Below are 17,357 nucleotides of genomic sequence, written 5' to 3'. Positions count from 1 at the left end.
CCGCCCGGTTCAAAGGGCCATCCAACTGTCAGTTTCTTGCGTCCCTCTAGCGGGATGCCATTTTTCCGACGACAAGATCATTAGGGGCTTGTTACATGTCTGCTTCCCTCGCATTCGTCTTTCCAGGACAGGGTTCGCAGTCCCTCGGCATGCTGGCCGAGCTGGGCGCGCAACATCCGCTGATCCTCGAAACTTTCAAAGAAGCATCCGATGCTCTGGGCTACGACCTGTGGGCGCTGACCCAGCAGGGTCCGGAAGAGCTGCTCAATCAAACCGACAAAACCCAACCGGCCATTCTGACCGCTTCGATCGCCCTGTGGCGTCTGTGGCTGGCGGAAGGTGGTGCGCGCCCGGCGTTCGTTGCCGGTCACAGCCTGGGTGAGTACAGCGCGCTGGTCGCTGCGGGCAGCCTGAGCCTGGCGGACGCGGTGAAGCTCGTCGAGCGCCGTGGCCAGCTGATGCAGGAAGCCGTTCCGGCCGGGCAGGGCGGCATGGCTGCCATCCTCGGTCTGGAAGACGCCGACGTGCTGGCAGCCTGTGCCGAAGCGGCGCAAGGCGACGTGGTCAGCGCGGTGAACTTCAACTCCCCGGGCCAGGTGGTGATCGCCGGTGCCAAGGCCGCAGTTGAGCGCGCCATCGAAGGCTGCAAGGCTCGTGGCGCCAAGCGTGCCATGCCGCTGCCGGTCAGCGTGCCGTCGCACTGCGAACTGATGCGTCCGGCTGCCGAGCGCTTTGCCGAATCCATCGCTGCCATCGACTGGCAGGCGCCGCAGATCCCTGTGGTGCAGAACGTCAGCGCTCAGGTGCCGGCGGATCTGGAAACCCTCAAGCGTGATCTGCTGGAACAACTCTACAAGCCGGTTCGCTGGGTCGAGTCCGTACAGACTCTGGCAGCGAAAGGCGCGACCAATCTGGTCGAGTGCGGCCCTGGCAAAGTGCTTGCCGGTCTGAACAAACGTTGCGCCGAAGGCGTTTCGACTTCCAACCTCAATACCCCAGACGCTTTCGCTGCCGCTCGTGCAGCGATTGTCTGAATCAGGAGAAACTTGCATGAGTCTGCAAGGTAAAGTTGCACTGGTCACCGGCGCAAGCCGTGGTATCGGCCAGGCTATCGCACTGGAACTGGGTCGTCAGGGCGCCATCGTTGTTGGCACCGCGACTTCCGCTTCCGGCGCCGAGCGCATTGCTGCGACCCTGAAGGAAAACGGCATTCAGGGCGCAGGTTTCGAACTGAACGTCACCAGCGACGAATCGGTCACCAAGGTGCTTGCAAGCATCCAGGAGCAGTTCGGTGCTCCGGTCGCGATCCTGGTCAACAATGCTGGCATCACCCGCGATAACCTGATGATGCGCATGAAAGACGACGAGTGGTACGACGTGATCGATACCAACCTGAACAGTCTGTATCGCCTGTCCAAGGGCGTTCTGCGCGGCATGACCAAGGCGCGTTGGGGTCGAATTATCAGTATTGGCTCGGTGGTGGGTGCCATGGGCAACGCAGGCCAAGTAAACTATGCAGCCGCCAAGGCCGGTCTGGAAGGTTTCAGCCGTGCCATGGCGCGTGAAGTCGGTTCGCGTTCGATTACGGTCAACTCGGTGACCCCAGGGTTCATCGACACCGATATGACCCGCGAGCTGCCTGAAGCACAGCGTGAAGCCTTGCAGACGCAGATTCCGCTGGGCCGTCTGGGACAAGCTCAAGAGATCGCGTCCGTGGTCGCTTTTCTTGCATCCGACGGTGCGGCATACGTGACCGGGGCTACAATCCCGGTTAACGGCGGGATGTACATGTAATTCAAATGTGACGGATTGCTTCAAAAAAATGTCATACGAGCTGTCTAAAATCCGTTATAAAGCTGCAATCTATTTATAGGCAGAGGGCCGCAGGGTTTGAGGAGTGAAGCTTTCAGTTGAAAAGCTGAAAAGTCTTTCTATACACTTACCCACTGGCCAGCTGCCTGAATTTGTCCATTAGGAGTGAAAACAAGGTATGAGCACCATCGAAGAGCGCGTCAAGAAAATCGTTGCCGAGCAACTGGGTGTTAAAGAAGAAGAAGTGGTAAACACCGCTTCCTTCGTAGAAGACCTGGGTGCCGACTCCCTTGACACCGTTGAGCTGGTGATGGCTCTGGAAGAGGAATTCGAGACCGAAATCCCTGACGAAGAAGCTGAGAAGATCACTACTGTACAAGCTGCAATCGACTACGTTACTAGCCACCAGGCGTAATAGTTTGTAATCGTTGCTTGCTGTCATGGAAAAACCGCACTGCCATCATGGCGTGCGGTTTTTTCTTTAGGCCTGATGCAAAGTCGTCATTTGAAAAAGGAGAGTGCTGTGTCGCGTAGACGCGTCGTAGTCACCGGTATGGGTATGTTGTCGCCACTGGGCACGGATGTGCCGAGCAGTTGGCAGGGCATTCTGGCTGGCCGCAGTGGCATTGGTCTGATCGAACACACCGACCTTTCTGCCTATTCCACCCGCTTTGGCGGCTCGGTAAAGGGCTTCAATGTCGAGGAATACCTGTCGGTCAAGGAAGCGCGCAAGCTCGACCTGTTCATTCAGTACGGTCTGGCGGCCGGCTTTCAAGCCGTACGCAATGCTGGCCTGGAAGTCACCGATGCCAACCGTGAACGCATTGGCGTGGCCATGGGTTCGGGTATCGGCGGTCTGACCAACATCGAAGAAACCAGTCGCACCCTGCACGAAACCGGCCCGCGCCGGATTTCTCCGTTCTTTGTGCCTGGCTCGATCATCAATATGATTTCCGGTTTCCTGTCCATCCACCTGGGTGCACAGGGGCCTAACTACGCCATCGCCACAGCGTGTACCACCGGTACGCACTGCATCGGCATGGCAGCCCGCAACATCATGTACGACGAAGCCGACGTGATGATTGCCGGCGGTGCCGAGATGGCCGCGTGCGGTCTGGGCATGGGCGGCTTTGGCGCCTCCCGCGCACTGTCGACCCGCAACGACGAACCGACCCGTGCCAGCCGTCCGTGGGACAAGGGCCGTGACGGCTTCGTCCTGTCCGACGGTGCCGGCGCCCTGGTGCTCGAAGAACTCGAACACGCCAAGGCCCGTGGCGCGACCATCTACGCCGAGCTGATCGGTTTCGGCACCAGTGGCGATGCGTTCCACATGACATCGCCACCTGCCGACGGTGCCGGTGCTGCGCGTTGCATCACCAATGCGCTGCGTGACGCGAAGATCAACGTCGATCAAGTGCAATACATCAACGCTCACGGTACTTCGACGCCGGCCGGCGACCTCGCCGAAGCCAATGCGATCAAGTCGGTGTTCGGTGATCACGCCTACAAACTGGCGGTCAGCTCCACCAAGTCCATGACCGGTCACCTGTTGGGTGCAGCGGGCGCGGTCGAGGCGATCTTCAGCGTGCTGGCGATCAACAGCCAGGTGGCGCCGCCGACCATCAACCTCGATGAGCCGGATGAAGGCTGCGATCTCGACTTTGTGCCGCACACTGCGCGCAACATGGACATCGATGTCGTGCTGTCCAACTCGTTCGGGTTTGGCGGCACCAACGGCACGTTGGCGTTCCGTCGGTTCGCCGGCTGATGGACTGCTGGGTCGACGGTCAACCGGCTGACACTCTGTCGCTGAAAGATCGCGGCCTGGCTTACGGCGACGGTCTGTTCGAGACCATCGCCGTGCGTAACGGCCAACCTTTGCTGCTGGAGCGTCACGTGGCGCGACTGGCCGAAGGCTGCTCACGCCTGGCCATCGCGGCCGACATCGAGCTGATCCGTAGCGAGCTGCAAGCCTATGCAGCGGCCATGGGCGAGGGTGTGCTCAAGCTCATCCTCACCCGTGGCGACGGTTTGCGCGGTTATGCGCCGGACCCTTCGGCGCCGGGCCGACGCATTCTGCAAGGCAATCCTCCCGTTGCTTATCCTGCCGTCCATGGCGAGCAAGGCGTTCGCCTGTTTCCGTGTACGACGCGTTTATCTGTCCAGCCCTTGCTGGCAGGTCTCAAACATCTCAATCGTCTGGAACAAGTCCTCGCTCGCGCCGAATGGCAAGACAGCGAGCACGCCGAAGGCTTGATGCTCGACCAGGCGGGCCGTGTGATCGAAGGTGTGTTCAGCAACCTGTTTCTGGTGCGCGATGGCGTGCTGGTCACGGCGGATCTGAAACGCTGCGGGGTGGCCGGTGTAATGCGCGCCGAACTATTGTTTCAGGCAGCGTCAGCGGGTATCTCCACACAAATCACCGATATCAGCCTTGATCAGCTGCAATGGGCTGATGAAGTCTTTGTCTGCAACAGCGTGTATGGCGTCTGGCCGGTACGCGCGTACGCTGCACTGAGCTGGCCGGTTGGGCCGCTCACCCGTAAACTGCAAACCATTGCCCGCACGCTACTGGATGCCTGATTCGTGAGACGTAAACTTTTGCTGCTGCTGGAAACCGGACTGGTTCTGGCAGGGCTGCTGCTGGGCGCCAGCGCCTGGAAGATTCATTCGGCACTGGAACAGCCTTTGAATATCACGCAGGAAGAACTGCTGGATGTGCCCAAGGGTTCCACGCCGACCCGCACCCTTCTCGGACTTGAAGCCGATGGCGTGATCAAGGACGCTTTCTGGCTACGCATTTATTGGCGTTTCAATCTGACGGGCACCCCGATTCACACGGGCGAGTACCGCATGCAGCCGGGCATGACCGTCAAGGGTCTGATCGATCTGTGGAAGCGTGGCGAAGTGGTTCAGTACAGCCTGACCCTCGTCGAAGGCTGGAACTTCCATCAGGTGCGCGCCGCTTTGTCGAAAGACGAAAAGATCGAGCAGACCCTGACCGGTCTGAGCGACAGCGATGTGATGGCCAAAATCGGCCACAAGGGCTTGTTTCCCGAAGGTCGGTTCTTCCCCGACACCTACCGTTTCGTGCGCGGGGTCTCCGATACCGAGTTGCTGAAAAAGGCCTTCGACCGCCTCGACGAAGTGCTGGCCAAGGAATGGGAAAGCCGCTCCACCGATGCGCCCTACACCGAGCCTTACCAGGCGCTGATCATGGCGTCACTGGTGGAGAAGGAAACCGGCGTTCCGCAGGAGCGTGGCCAGATTGCCGGCGTGTTCGTACGTCGCATGGCGCTGGGCATGCAGTTGCAGACTGATCCGACGGTGATCTACGGCCTGGGTGATCGCTACAACGGCAAGCTGACTCGTGCGCATCTCAAGGAAGCCACGCCGTACAACACTTATATGATTCCGGGGCTGCCGCCGACGCCGATTGCGATGGTTGGCCGCGAGGCGATTCACGCCGCGTTGAACCCGGTGGAAGGCACCAGCCTCTACTTTGTAGCTCGTGGCGATGGCAGCCATGTGTTCTCTGACGACCTCGATGCGCACAACAGTGCGGTGCGTGAGTTCCAGCTCAAACGACGCTCGGATTACCGTTCGAGCCCTGCGCCAGCGTCGGCACCGGAAGCCAATCCAGCAAATAGCGAAACCGTTCCTGCCGCATCACCCGACACTGCGCCAGAATCGTTGCCGCAGGTTCCTGCCCAGGAGCCCGCGCCGACTCCGGAAACCGAAGCGGCCGCACCGCAAACCGCGCAATGACTTTGATTAAGGACTGCCTGTGACTGGCTTGTTTATTACCCTGGAAGGCCCGGAAGGCGCCGGCAAGAGCACCAACCGCGAATACCTCGCCGAGCGCCTGCGCGCCGCCGGTATCGAAGTGGTGCTGACCCGCGAGCCCGGCGGTACGCCGCTGGCCGAGCGTATTCGTGAGGTGTTGCTGGCCCCGGTCGACGAAGTGATGAACCCGGACACCGAGCTGCTGCTGGTGTTCGCCGCCCGTGCCCAGCATCTGGCTGAAGTCATTCGCCCGGCGCTGGCCCGTGGTGCCGTCGTCTTGTGCGACCGGTTCACCGATTCGACTTACGCCTATCAGGGTGGCGGTCGCGGTCTGTCGCTGGAGCGTATCGCTGCGCTGGAGACTTTCGTGCAGGGCGACCTGCGTCCCGACCTGACGCTGATTTTCGATCTGCCGGTGGAAATCGGCCTGGCCCGCGCCAGCGCCCGGGGGCGTCTGGATCGCTTCGAGCTGGAAGGCCGGGCGTTTTTCGAGGCGGTGCGCAGTGCTTTCCTCAAGCGTGCCGAGGCCGATCCGGCGCGTTACGTGCGGATCGACGCCGGTCAGCCGTTGGCCAAGGTTCAACAATCGCTGGATACCCTGATTCCGAACTTGCTGGAGCTGTGCCGTGGCTGAGGCCTATCCGTGGCAGGACAGTCTCTGGCAGCAACTGGCCGGTCGCCCTCAGCACGCCCACGCGTATCTGCTGCACGGTCCCGCCGGGATCGGCAAGCGCGCGTTGGCCGAGCGGCTGATGGCCAGTCTGCTGTGCCAGCGTCCGACGCCTGAAGCCTGCGGCGAGTGCAAATCCTGCCTGCTGCTCAAGGCCGGCAGCCACCCGGACAATTACATCCTCGAACCGGAAGAAGCGGACAAGGCGATCAAGGTCGACCAGGTGCGTGATCTGGTCAGTTTCGTGGTGCAGACCGCGCAACTGGGCGGTCGCAAGGTGGTGCTGATCGAGCCGGTGGAGTCGATGAACGTCAACGCCGCCAACGCTTTGCTCAAGAGTCTCGAAGAGCCGTCGGGCAATACCGTGTTGTTGCTGGTCAGTCACCAGCCGAGCCGTCTATTGCCGACCATCAAGAGCCGCTGCGTGCAACAGGCCTGTCCGCTGCCGAGCGAGGCCATGAGCCTGCAATGGCTGGCTCAGGCATTGCCGGAATGCTCCGAAGAGGAACGGGTCGAGCTTCTGACTCTGGCGGCTGGCTCACCATTGGCCGCTGTCACGTTGCAGGGGCAGGGCGTACGTGAGCAGCGTGCGCAGGTTGTGGAAGGCGTGAAGAAGCTGCTCAAACAGCAGCAATCGCCGACGCAACTGGCCGAGGAGTGGAAAAACATTCCGATGCTGCGCCTGTTCGACTGGTTCTGCGACTGGTCGAGCCTGATCCTGCGCTATCAATTGACCCAGGATGAAGCGGGCCTCGGCCTGACCGACATGCGCAAGGTCGTGCAGTACCTGGCGCAGAAAAGCGCCCAGCGTAAAGTCCTCGATATCCAGGACTGGATTCTCGCCCAGCGCCAGAAAGTCCTGAGCAAGGCCAACCTCAATGCCGCGTTGCTGCTGGAAGCGTTGTTGGTGCAATGGGCGAGTCTGCCTGGCCAAAGATAAGAATGTGTACCTAGACTCTGAACATCAGCAGTGGAGGTCAACATGAATGAACCCGTCAGCCCGGGGCCGCGCAACGGCATCTTGTCCCTGACCATCAAGGACAAGTCTGTCCTTTACGCCGCTTACATGCCGTTCATCAGGAACGGTGGCTTGTTCATCCCGACCAACAAGAGCTACAAGTTGGGCGACGAGGTGTTCATGCTGCTGCACCTGATGGATGAGGCGGAAAAGATACCGGTGGCCGGCAAAGTCGCCTGGATCACCCCCAAAGGCGCCCAGGGCAACCGCGCTGCCGGCGTCGGCGTGCAATTCAACGATGGCGACAACACCGCGCGCAGTCGCATCGAAACTCATCTGGCCGGAGCCCTGAAATCCGACCGTCCCACTCATACGATGTAAGTTGCAGTCCTTTTTATGCTCGTAGATTCCCATTGTCACCTTGATCGCCTCGACCTCGCCGTTCACGACGGTTCCCTGGATGCCGCGCTGGATGCGGCCCGCCAGCGCGGCGTCGGGCATTTCCTGTGCATTGGCGTCAGCGCCGATAACGCCGCCGACGTCAAAGCCCTGGCCGAGCGTTACGACGACGTCGATTGTTCGGTCGGCGTGCATCCGCTGGATGTGCAGCCGGGCGCGGCGCCGGCGCTGGACTGGCTGCTGCATGAACTGAATCACCCGAAAGTGGTGGCGATCGGCGAAACCGGTCTGGACTACCACTACGAGCCGGAAGCCGCCGAATTGCAGCAGGAGTCTTTCCGTCTGCACCTGCAAGCCGCACAGCAGACCGGCAAACCGGTGATCATCCACACCCGTGGCGCCCGCGCCGACACGCTTGAGTTGTTGCGCGAAGCCGCGCTACCCCAGGCCGGTGTGCTGCATTGCTTCACCGAAGACTGGGACATGGCCAAGGCCGCGCTGGACATGGGTTATTACATCTCCCTGTCGGGCATCGTCACGTTCCGCAATGCCGATGCGCTGCGCGATGTGGCGAGCAAGGTTCCGGCGGATCGCCTGCTGGTGGAAACCGATTCGCCGTACCTGGCGCCGATCCCTTATCGCGGCAAGCCGAATCTGCCGCAATACGTGCGGGAAGTGGCAGAGTTTCTGGCGATGCTGCGGGGCGAGAACTACGAGCGCTTTGCCGAGCAGACCACTGAGAACTTCAAGCGACTGTTTCCGCTGGCGCACGTAAAAGCCTGAATCGCAGGCAAAAAAAACCCGGGTTCTGGGGGGTGAATCCGGGTTAAGACCATTAGGAGTAAAACAAAGGCACGCGGTCCTTTGGTACCTTTACCGGCGCGACACTTGGGGGAGATGTCGCCCGACAGTTCAAGTATTGATCAGTCTGGCGTTCAGTCCAGTTGGCCGGTCGGGGTTTTTAAACAAATTTGGAATACGTTCGCTTCGGTTATGTTCTCATTCCCCCCGAAACGTTCGTGAAATGAACAAGAAACACAGATATGGTCGGATGATCCGTGCATTTTTGCGCAAGTTAGGCATAATACGCGGCTTCGAATTTTGACCCCTACAGACCTTTTCTTATGCACAAAGAACCTCGTAAGGTCCGTGAGTTTCGTCGCCGCGAGCAAGAAATTCTCGATACCGCGCTCAAGCTGTTCCTCGAACAAGGTGAAGACAGTGTCACCGTCGAGATGATTGCTGATGCCGTGGGTATCGGCAAAGGCACGATCTACAAGCACTTCAAGTCCAAGGCGGAAATCTATCTGCGCCTGATGCTCGATTACGAGCGCGACTTGAACGAGCTGTTGCATTCGGCCGATGTCGACAAGGACAAGGAAGCCCTGTCCCGTGCCTACTTTGAATTCCGCATGCGCGACCCGCAGCGCTATCGCCTGTTCGATCGCCTGGAAGAGAAGGTGGTCAAGGGCAATCAGGTCCCGGAGATGGTCGAGGAGCTGCACAAGATCCGTGCCTCGAACTTCGAACGTCTGACCCTGCTCATCAAGGGCCGCATCAGCGAAGGCAAGCTCGAAGACGTGCCGCCGTACTTCCACTACTGCGCATCCTGGGCGCTGGTGCACGGCGCTGTGGCGCTGTATCACTCGCCGTTCTGGAGCAACGTGCTGGAAGATCAGGAAGGTTTCTTCCAGTTCCTGATGGACATCGGCGTGCGCATGGGCAACAAGCGCAAGCGCGACCCTGAAACGCCAAGCAGCTGAATCATTCAGTCGCCTTATGCGCCGTGTTTTTCGCTACATGGCGCAGTACCGCAGGAATATACTCAGGCATAGGGCTTGCTAAAACTTGAATTGTGAGTCAAGTTTTAGCCGCTCGATTTTCCATCGCCGGAGTGCTTCATGATCGTTGACCGTCAAGGCAGGCGTTTTCGCAATTTGCGGATCAGTCTGACCTCCGCCTGCAATTACGCCTGTACCTACTGCGTGCCCAACGGCAAGCGGCTGGTGGCTGCGCAGGATGAACTGTCGGCCGAGGCCATGGCACGCGGCGTTGCCTATCTGATCGAAGCCGCCGGCATCGAGCGCCTGCGCATCACTGGCGGCGAGCCGCTGGTCAGTCCCAAGCTCGAATCCTTCATGAGCGCCGTCGGCAAGATGGGCCTGGAAGACATCAGCCTGACCACCAACGGCCAGCTCCTGGCGAAAAAACTCCCGCTGCTGGTCGATGCCGGCCTGCGACGCATCAACGTTTCCCTCGATACCCTGGACGCCGGCGCGTTCCGCAGCATTGCCCGTGGCGGCGATCTGGCCACCGTGCTCGACGGCATGGATCAGGCCGCAGCGGCGGGGATGAAGATCAAGGTCAACATGGTGCCGTTGCGCGGGCAGAACCTCGACCAGGTGATGCCGCTGCTCGATTACTGCCTCGAGCGTGGCTTTGAACTGCGCTTCATCGAGCTGATGCGCATGGGCCACCTGGCCACTGATTCCAACGCCTTCCTGCAACAGTTCGTCAGCCTGCAACAGTTGCTGAGCCTGATCGGCGAACATTACGAGTACGCGCAAACCGACGCGCCGGTGGACGCCACGGCCGTTCGCTATGCAATTCCCGGTCTCGGCAACTTTGGTGTGATCGCCAACGAAAGCGTTCCGTTCTGCCGAACCTGCTCGCGACTGCGACTGTCATCCACCGGATGGCTGCATGGTTGCCTGTCATCGAGTAATCGTCACTACGTCGGTGACCTGCTCGACAAGCCGCGCCACGAGGCGCTGCCAGCGTTGCAACGATTGCTGGTCAAAGCCTTGGGCGACAAGCAGGAAGTCGCATTCTCCGGCGGCGCCACCGTCATGAAGATCATTGGCGGCTAAGCCCCTCGCCACAAAAGCTTTATTTCAAACCGGATACCTGCACATTTCCAAGGACTGGCGCAAAAGCTGCATCCTACGGCCATTCGCCGGTTTTCCGTCACCGGCTTCTGGAGGATTAGGATGCGTAGCCTGGTTTTGCTGCTGGCCGTTTTGGCGCTGGGCGGCTGTATGACTGTCAGTGACATGGCCGAAGGGACTCGCTACCAGATGAGCGACGCAGGTCTGCTGGATCACAGCGACAGCCGCCGCGTAAACAATTTCCGCATTCAGCCGGATTCGTTCATCTACATCGCGCAAGGCTCGTTCGCGCCACCGGGTGGTTCGTACCCGCGTCCCAACGTAGTGGCCGAAGAGGCCTTCAAAGGCTTCGTCGAATACTTCCCGATGGTCCGCCGCGCCCGCGCGCCGGAAGGCCTCGACCAGGCGATGGGCGAAGCCCGTGATGCCGGTGCTCACTACCTGCTGTACACCCGTTTCGCCAAGGCTGACGACCGCATCGGCAACTCCGATGAATGGCTCGATCAGGAAGCCGTGGATCGCCTCGGTATCGACGGCGGCGTGATTCAGATCATGTTGATCGAGACCAGCACCCAGTATTTGATTGATACTGCACGGATCAAGAGTCGTGGCGGTTTACTGACGTTCCACGACAACAAGCCCGAAGACCTGATCGGCCCACCGCTGGCGCAATACGCGCGCAGCTTGCTGGGCGTCGGGGACCAGTAATTCAAGGAGTACGCCATGAGTGGCCCGCAAAAAGCCAATGACCTGTTGGGACAAATCCCCAAAACCAAAGGCTTGCCGCCGGTGCACTTGTGGAACCCGGATTTCTGCGGCGACATTGACATGCGCATCGCCCGCGACGGCACCTGGTATTACCTGGGCACGCCGATCGGGCGCAAGCCGATGGTCAAGCTGTTCTCCACCATCATCCGCCGCGATGGCGATGATTATTTCCTGATTACTCCGGTGGAGAAAGTCGGGATCAAGGTCGACGATGCGCCATTCGTGGCGATTGCCGTCGAGGTGGAAGGCGAGGGTGAGGCGCAACTGCTGCGCTTTACCACCAATGTCGATGAAACCACCGAGGCCGGCCCGGAGCATCCGATCCGGGTCGAGATCGATCCGACGACGCAAGAACCTGCGCCCTACGTGCATGTACGCACCAATCTCGAAGCGCTGATCCACCGTAACGTGTTCTACCAATTGGTCGAACTGGCGGTCAGCCGAGAAATCGATGGCCAGCGCTGGCTCGGCGTCTGGAGTGGCGGCGAGTTCTTTCGCATCGGCCTCGAACCGTAAAAAAACCGCAGTCTGTGAAAGCAGGCTGCGGTTTTTTGTCGTTGACTCTCAATCGTATGATGATTAGCTTGGGCAACCACAGCGAACGGCTTCGGGGTATCCATGTCGAGCAGTTTTCACGCATCAACGGTTGACTGGCTGGGCGCCTGGATTGCCGCCGGCCAGGTAAAACCGGGGCAGGCGATCAAAGTCGAGGCCGATCTGGGCGAACAGCTCGGCGTCAGCCGCACCGTGATCCGCGAAGCCATCAAGACCCTCGTCGCCAAAGGCATGCTCGAAGTCGGGCCGAAAGTCGGCACGCGGGTGTTGCCGATCAAGCGCTGGAACCTGTTCGACCCGCAAGTCGTGGGTTGGCTGTCGCGCAGCGGCCTGCCGGAAAACTTCGTCGATGACCTGCTCGACCTGCGCCGCACCATCGAACCGATGGCGGTGCGCTGGGCCTGCGAGCGGGCAACCGTCGAACAGGTGCAAGCCGTGCAGCAGGCCTACAACGCCCTGGAGAAGGCGGTGGACAGCGGTATCGATTACAACCGTGCCGACCAGTTCTTCCACGAGTGCATTCTGGCCGCCAGCCACAATCAATTCATCGAGCAAATGGTGCCGGCCCTCGGCGCGCTGCTCGCCGTGTCCTTCGAAGTGTCCGCGGCAGACCCCGACGAATTACGCCGCACACTGCCCATCCATAAAGACATGGCCGACGCCATCGCCGCTCGGGATGCCGCGCGCGGGGTATGGGCCTGCATGACCCTGATCGACAATGCCGACCTGGCCATCAAGCGGTTCTACCCGCAGGTGATGGCCGACAAAAAAGCCAGCTGACAAAAACAACAAGACAGGAGGTTGCATGACGTGGACTGCGGTGACAGAGCATCGGGCGCAACTGGGCGAAGGCCCGTTCTGGGACGCACCGACCCAGGCGCTGTACTGGGTCGACATCGCCGGCAAGCAGGCGCTGCGCCTGATCGGGCAGAACGTGCAGATCTGGCAGATGCCGGAACACGTCTCGGCGTTCATTCCCTGCGCCAGCGGCGACGCGCTGGTGACCCTGAGCAGCGGCGTCTACCGGCTGGATCTCGAGTCCCCCGGACTTGAGCCGCGACTGACGCTGTTCTGCGTCGCCGATCCGCAACCGGGCAACCGCGCTAACGAAGCGCGTTGTGATGGTCAGGGCCGCTTGTGGCTCGGCACCATGCAAAACAACATCGGCGAGCAGGGCGAGGATCTGCCGATCACGCGCCGTTCCGGCGGGCTGTTCCGGATTGATCCGGATAAACGAGTCACGCCGTTGCTGCGTGGCCTGGGGATTCCCAACACGCTGCTCTGGAGTGACGACGGCACCACGCTGTTGTTCGGCGACAGCCTCGACGGCACGTTGTATCGCTATTTCATCCACACCGACGGCAACCTCGACACGGCCCGGTCTTGGTACGGCGCCGATCAGAACGGTGGCCCGGACGGTTCGGCGATGGACGCCGAAGGCTACATCTGGAACGCCCGCTGGGACGGCAGCTGCCTGCTGCGCCTGACACCGGATGGCCAGGTCGACCGCAAGATCGACCTGCCGATCAGCCGCCCGACCAGTTGCGTATTCGGCGGCGCCGACCTGAAAACCCTGTACATCACCAGCGCCAAAAGTCCGCTGAACCACCCGCTGGACGGCGCCGTGCTGTCGCTACGAGTGGACGTCGCAGGAAAGCTCTGTACTCGATTCGCCAGTTAAATCCCAAAATATGGGATGCAAAATTATATATTGAGATTATTTGGCGGTCGGGTTTATAGTCGGCTCCAGCAGTAACACGCACTCACACTTAAAAAGAACAAAACAGGTGAAGTGATGCAGCGAATCTCTATCGCACTCCCCAGCGGAGTCAGCGTCCCGCAACGGCCCGATGCCGTCAGCGGCGCTCGCCTGTTGTGTTCCAGAAGCCTTCCAGACCGGACATCGTCAGATGCCCGGTTTTTTTATGCTTTCCAACAGGAGTCCTGATTCATGGCTGAACCTCTGTCCCTGCCACCGGTACCCGAGCCACCGAAAGGCGAGCGCCTGAAAAACAAGGTTGTGTTGCTGACCGGCGCCGCCCAAGGCATCGGCGAAGCGATCGTCGCGACTTTCGCCTCGCAGCAGGCGAAACTGGTGATCAGCGATATCCAGGCTGAAAAGGTCGAGAAGGTCGCTGCGCACTGGCGCGAGCAGGGCGCCGATGTGCAAGCGATCAAGGCCGACGTCTCGCGTCAGCAGGATCTGCACGCCATGGCCAAACTGGCCATCGAGCTGCACGGTCGTATCGACGTGCTGGTCAATTGCGCCGGCGTCAACGTGTTCCGCGATCCGCTGGAAATGACCGAAGAAGACTGGCGCCGCTGCTTTGCCATCGACCTCGACGGCGCCTGGTATGGCTGCAAGGCCGTGTTGCCGCAGATGATCGAGCAAGGCATCGGCAGCATCATCAACATTGCCTCGACCCATTCCACGAACATCATTCCCGGCTGCTTCCCGTACCCGGTGGCCAAACATGGCCTGCTCGGGCTGACCCGCGCGCTGGGCATCGAGTACGCGCCGAAGGGTATTCGCGTCAACGCCATCGCCCCGGGCTACATCGAAACCCAGCTCAACGTCGATTACTGGAACGGCTTCGCCGACCCGCACGCTGAACGCCAGCGCGCCTTTGACCTGCATCCGCCCAAACGCATCGGCCAACCGATCGAAGTGGCGATGACGGCCGTGTTCCTGGCCAGCGACGAAGCGCCGTTCATCAACGCCTCGTGCATCACCATCGATGGTGGTCGCTCGGTGATGTACCACGACTGAAAAACCGGATTCCAGGTGGCAAGGTCCGCCTGAAATCCAATCATCATACGATATGACTATTGTCCTGATGATTGACAGAAACATGCTTCGACCGCTTCAACGCTTTTCAAATAACGCTCAAGAAAAATAACAAGGAGTCTGCTTATGAAACGTCGTTTCGGGATTCGTACCCTGTGCAGTGCCGCGCTGGCGGCCACTGCGTTCAGCCTGAGCGGTTCGCTGCTGGCCGCCGATCCGGTGAAGATCGGTTTTCTGGTCAAGCAGGCCGAAGAGCCGTGGTTCCAGACCGAATGGGCCTTCGCAGAAAAAGCGGCCAAGGACAAAGGCTTCGAGCTGATCAAGATCGCCGTGCCGGACGGCGAGAAAACCCTCTCGGCCATCGACAGCCTCGCGGCCAACGGTGCCAAGGGCTTCGTGATTTGCCCGCCGGACGTGTCCCTCGGCCCTGCAATCATGGCCAAGGCCAAACTCAATGACCTGAAAGTGATTGCCGTGGACGACCGTTTCGTCGACGCCAACGGCAAGTTCATGGAAGAGGTGCCGTACCTCGGCATGGCCGCGTTCGAAGTCGGCCAGAAGCAGGGCGCCGCCATGGCCGCCGAAGCGAAAAAGCGTAACTGGGACTGGAAAGACACCTACGCCGTTGTGAACACCTACAACGAACTCGACACCGGCAAGAAGCGCACCGACGGCTCGATGAAAGCGCTTGAAGATGCCGGCCTGCCGAAAGGGCACATCCTGACCGCCGCCCTGAAAACCCTCGACGTACCGGGCAGCATGGACGCCACCAACTCGGCGCTGGTCAAGCTGCCGGGCGCGGCGAAGAACCTGATCATCGGCGGCATGAACGACAACACCGTGCTCGGCGGCGTGCGCGCCACCGAAGCCGCCGGGTTTGCCGCCGCCAACGTGATCGGCATCGGCATCAACGGCACCGACGCGATCGGCGAGCTGAAAAAGCCCAACAGCGGCTTCTACGGTTCGATGCTGCCGAGCCCGCACATCGAGGGCTACAACACCGCCAGCATGATGTACGAGTGGGTCACCACCGGCAAAGAACCGCCGAAGTACACCGCGATGGACGACGTCACCCTGATCACCCGCGAGAACTTCAAGCAAGAGCTGGAAAAGATCGGCCTGTGGAACTGACGGCAGCGGCGGCCCGGGCAACCGGGCTGTCATCGGTGTGAAGAGGTGGCTTAAATGCACGCGCAAGTACAAACACAACAACACAGTGCCGGCAGTCTGCGCTTCAACGGGATCGGCAAGACCTTCCCCGGGGTGAAGGCGCTGGACGGCATCAGCTTCGTCGCCTATCCCGGGCAGGTGCACGCCTTGATGGGCGAGAACGGCGCCGGCAAATCGACGCTGCTGAAAATCCTCGGTGGCGCCTACATTCCCAGCAGCGGCCAGCTGCAGATCGGCGAACGGACGATGGCCTTCAAGTCCACCGCCGACAGCATCGGCAGCGGCGTGGCGGTGATTCACCAGGAGTTGCACCTGGTGCCGGAAATGACCGTGGCCGAGAACCTGTTCCTCGGCCACCTGCCGGCCAGTTTCGGTCTGATCAATCGCGGTGCGCTGCGTCAGCAAGCCTTGGCTTGTCTCAAAGGTCTGGCCGATGAAATCGATCCGCAGACCAAGGTCGGGCGCCTGTCCCTCGGCCAGCGGCAACTGGTGGAAATCGCCAAGGCGTTGTCCCGTGGCGCCCATGTGATTGCCTTCGATGAACCGACCAGCAGCCTCTCGGCTCGGGAAATCGACCGGTTGATGGCGATCATCGGCCGGCTGCGCGACGAGGGCAAAGTGGTGCTCTACGTCTCCCATCGCATGGAAGAAGTGTTCCGCATCTGCGACGCGGTCACGGTGTTCAAGGACGGTCGCTACGTACGTACCTTCGAGGACATGAGTCAGTTGACCCACGATCAACTGGTGACTTGCATGGTCGGGCGCGACATTCAGGACATCTACGATTATCGCGGTCGCCCGCGCGGTGCGGTGGCGCTGAGAGTCGATGGATTGCTCGGCCCGGGCCTGCGTGAGCCGATCAGTTTCGATGCGCACAAAGGCGAAATCCTTGGCCTGTTCGGACTGGTCGGGGCAGGGCGCACCGAGCTGTTCCGGTTGCTCAGCGGCCTGGAACGCAACACCGCCGGGCGCCTGGAATTGCGCGGCCATGAACTGAAGCTGCGTTCGCCCCGCGATGCGATTGCCGCCGGGATCCTGCTGTGCCCGGAGGATCGCAAGAAGGAAGGCATCATCCCGCTCGCCAGCGTCGCCGAGAACATCAACATCAGTGCCCGCGGCGCGAACTCAGGGCTCGGTTGCCTGCTGCGCGGGATCTGGGAAAAGGGCAACGCCGACAAACAGATCAAGGCCCTGAAAGTGAAAACGCCCCACGCCGGGCAACAGATCAAGTTCCTCTCCGGCGGCAACCAGCAGAAGGCGATTCTCGGCCGCTGGCTGTCGATGCCGATGAAAGTCCTGCTGCTCGACGAGCCGACCCGGGGCATCGACATCGGCGCCAAGGCCGAGATCTACCAGATCATCCATAACCTGGCCGCCGACGGCATTTCGGTGATCGTGGTGTCCAGTGATCTGATGGAAGTGATGGGCATTTCCGACCGCATTCTGGTGCTGTGCGAGGGCGCCCTGCGTGGCGAAGTCAGCCGCGACCAGGCCAACGAATCCAACCTGCTGCAACTGGCTTTGCCGCGCCACCGCGCTGACGGCGTGGCGAACTGAGAGGTG

Annotated in this window: 19 protein-coding genes; all 19 read left to right on the top strand. The window is 60.6% G+C overall.

Features of this window, described 5'->3' with window-relative positions:
• Positions 1 to 95 precede the first annotated feature (95 nt).
• The 19 genes from fabD (at position 96) to araG (ending at position 17,351) form a co-directional block, all read left to right on the top strand.
• Complete coding sequence (fabD, locus tag IF199_RS22045) at positions 96 to 1,034, top strand: ACP S-malonyltransferase (RefSeq protein WP_096820958.1); 939 nt, start codon at positions 96 to 98, stop codon at positions 1,032 to 1,034.
• A gap of 16 nt (positions 1,035 to 1,050) precedes the next feature.
• Entirely contained in the window at positions 1,051 to 1,794 is a 744-nt protein-coding gene (gene fabG, locus IF199_RS22040) for a 3-oxoacyl-ACP reductase FabG (RefSeq protein WP_007950790.1), read from the top strand.
• A 196-nt stretch (positions 1,795 to 1,990) separates the two neighbouring features.
• Entirely contained in the window at positions 1,991 to 2,227 is a 237-nt protein-coding gene (gene acpP / locus IF199_RS22035; protein ID WP_003175607.1) for an acyl carrier protein, read from the top strand.
• A gap of 108 nt (positions 2,228 to 2,335) precedes the next feature.
• The gene (gene fabF, locus IF199_RS22030) at positions 2,336 to 3,580 is read left to right on the top strand and encodes a beta-ketoacyl-ACP synthase II (RefSeq protein ID WP_007908259.1); all 1,245 of its coding nucleotides are present in this window, start codon (positions 2,336 to 2,338) and stop codon (positions 3,578 to 3,580) included.
• Positions 3,580 to 4,395 carry an aminodeoxychorismate lyase gene (pabC, locus tag IF199_RS22025; RefSeq protein ID WP_096820960.1) on the top strand — a complete coding sequence of 272 codons (816 nt, stop codon included), beginning with the start codon at positions 3,580 to 3,582 and terminating at the stop codon, positions 4,393 to 4,395. The genes fabF and pabC overlap by 1 nt, the downstream gene beginning before the upstream one ends.
• Before the next feature lie 3 nt (positions 4,396 to 4,398).
• Entirely contained in the window at positions 4,399 to 5,580 is a 1,182-nt protein-coding gene (gene mltG, locus IF199_RS22020; RefSeq protein WP_192558701.1) for an endolytic transglycosylase MltG, read from the top strand.
• Between the two features lie 19 nt (positions 5,581 to 5,599).
• The gene (gene tmk / locus IF199_RS22015) at positions 5,600 to 6,232 is read left to right on the top strand and encodes a dTMP kinase (RefSeq protein ID WP_096820962.1); all 633 of its coding nucleotides are present in this window, start codon (positions 5,600 to 5,602) and stop codon (positions 6,230 to 6,232) included.
• A complete protein-coding gene (locus tag IF199_RS22010) occupies positions 6,225 to 7,208 on the top strand; it encodes a DNA polymerase III subunit delta' (protein ID WP_192558700.1) in 984 nt (327 codons plus the stop codon). Before tmk ends, IF199_RS22010 begins: the two co-directional genes overlap by 8 nt.
• Before the next feature lie 42 nt (positions 7,209 to 7,250).
• Positions 7,251 to 7,607, top strand: coding sequence for a PilZ domain-containing protein (locus IF199_RS22005; RefSeq protein WP_085710925.1), 357 nt, complete (start codon positions 7,251 to 7,253; stop codon positions 7,605 to 7,607).
• A gap of 15 nt (positions 7,608 to 7,622) precedes the next feature.
• Entirely contained in the window at positions 7,623 to 8,408 is a 786-nt protein-coding gene (locus tag IF199_RS22000) for a TatD family hydrolase (RefSeq protein WP_085730469.1), read from the top strand.
• A 341-nt stretch (positions 8,409 to 8,749) separates the two neighbouring features.
• Positions 8,750 to 9,388 (top strand): TetR/AcrR family transcriptional regulator, encoded by a 639-nt coding sequence (locus IF199_RS21995; protein ID WP_007950805.1) that lies wholly within the window; start codon positions 8,750 to 8,752, stop codon positions 9,386 to 9,388.
• Positions 9,389 to 9,526: 138 nt separating this feature from the next.
• Complete coding sequence (locus IF199_RS21990) at positions 9,527 to 10,495, top strand: GTP 3',8-cyclase MoaA (protein WP_096820964.1); 969 nt, start codon at positions 9,527 to 9,529, stop codon at positions 10,493 to 10,495.
• A 120-nt stretch (positions 10,496 to 10,615) separates the two neighbouring features.
• Entirely contained in the window at positions 10,616 to 11,221 is a 606-nt protein-coding gene (locus tag IF199_RS21985) for a DUF4823 domain-containing protein (RefSeq protein WP_007950810.1), read from the top strand.
• Positions 11,222 to 11,236: 15 nt separating this feature from the next.
• On the top strand, positions 11,237 to 11,797 hold the full coding sequence (locus IF199_RS21980) for a DUF1285 domain-containing protein (protein WP_096820965.1): 561 nt from the start codon (positions 11,237 to 11,239) through the stop codon (positions 11,795 to 11,797).
• 102 nt (positions 11,798 to 11,899) lie between these two features.
• Positions 11,900 to 12,616 (top strand): FadR/GntR family transcriptional regulator, encoded by a 717-nt coding sequence (locus IF199_RS21975; RefSeq protein WP_102622544.1) that lies wholly within the window; start codon positions 11,900 to 11,902, stop codon positions 12,614 to 12,616.
• Positions 12,617 to 12,641: 25 nt separating this feature from the next.
• Positions 12,642 to 13,517: an SMP-30/gluconolactonase/LRE family protein gene (locus tag IF199_RS21970; protein WP_192558699.1), complete on the top strand. Its 876-nt coding sequence runs from the start codon at positions 12,642 to 12,644 to the stop codon at positions 13,515 to 13,517.
• Between the two features lie 270 nt (positions 13,518 to 13,787).
• A complete protein-coding gene (locus IF199_RS21965) occupies positions 13,788 to 14,606 on the top strand; it encodes an SDR family oxidoreductase (protein WP_102622546.1) in 819 nt (272 codons plus the stop codon).
• 144 nt (positions 14,607 to 14,750) lie between these two features.
• Positions 14,751 to 15,755 carry a substrate-binding domain-containing protein gene (locus IF199_RS21960; RefSeq protein ID WP_192558698.1) on the top strand — a complete coding sequence of 335 codons (1,005 nt, stop codon included), beginning with the start codon at positions 14,751 to 14,753 and terminating at the stop codon, positions 15,753 to 15,755.
• A gap of 54 nt (positions 15,756 to 15,809) precedes the next feature.
• A complete protein-coding gene (gene araG, locus IF199_RS21955; RefSeq protein WP_192558697.1) occupies positions 15,810 to 17,351 on the top strand; it encodes an L-arabinose ABC transporter ATP-binding protein AraG in 1,542 nt (513 codons plus the stop codon).
• Positions 17,352 to 17,357: the final 6 nt, after the last annotated feature.

This window comes from Pseudomonas allokribbensis, assembly GCF_014863605.1.
GTDB lineage: Bacteria > Pseudomonadota > Gammaproteobacteria > Pseudomonadales > Pseudomonadaceae > Aquipseudomonas > Aquipseudomonas allokribbensis.
This window is presented reverse-complemented; position numbering and strand designations above follow the sequence as displayed.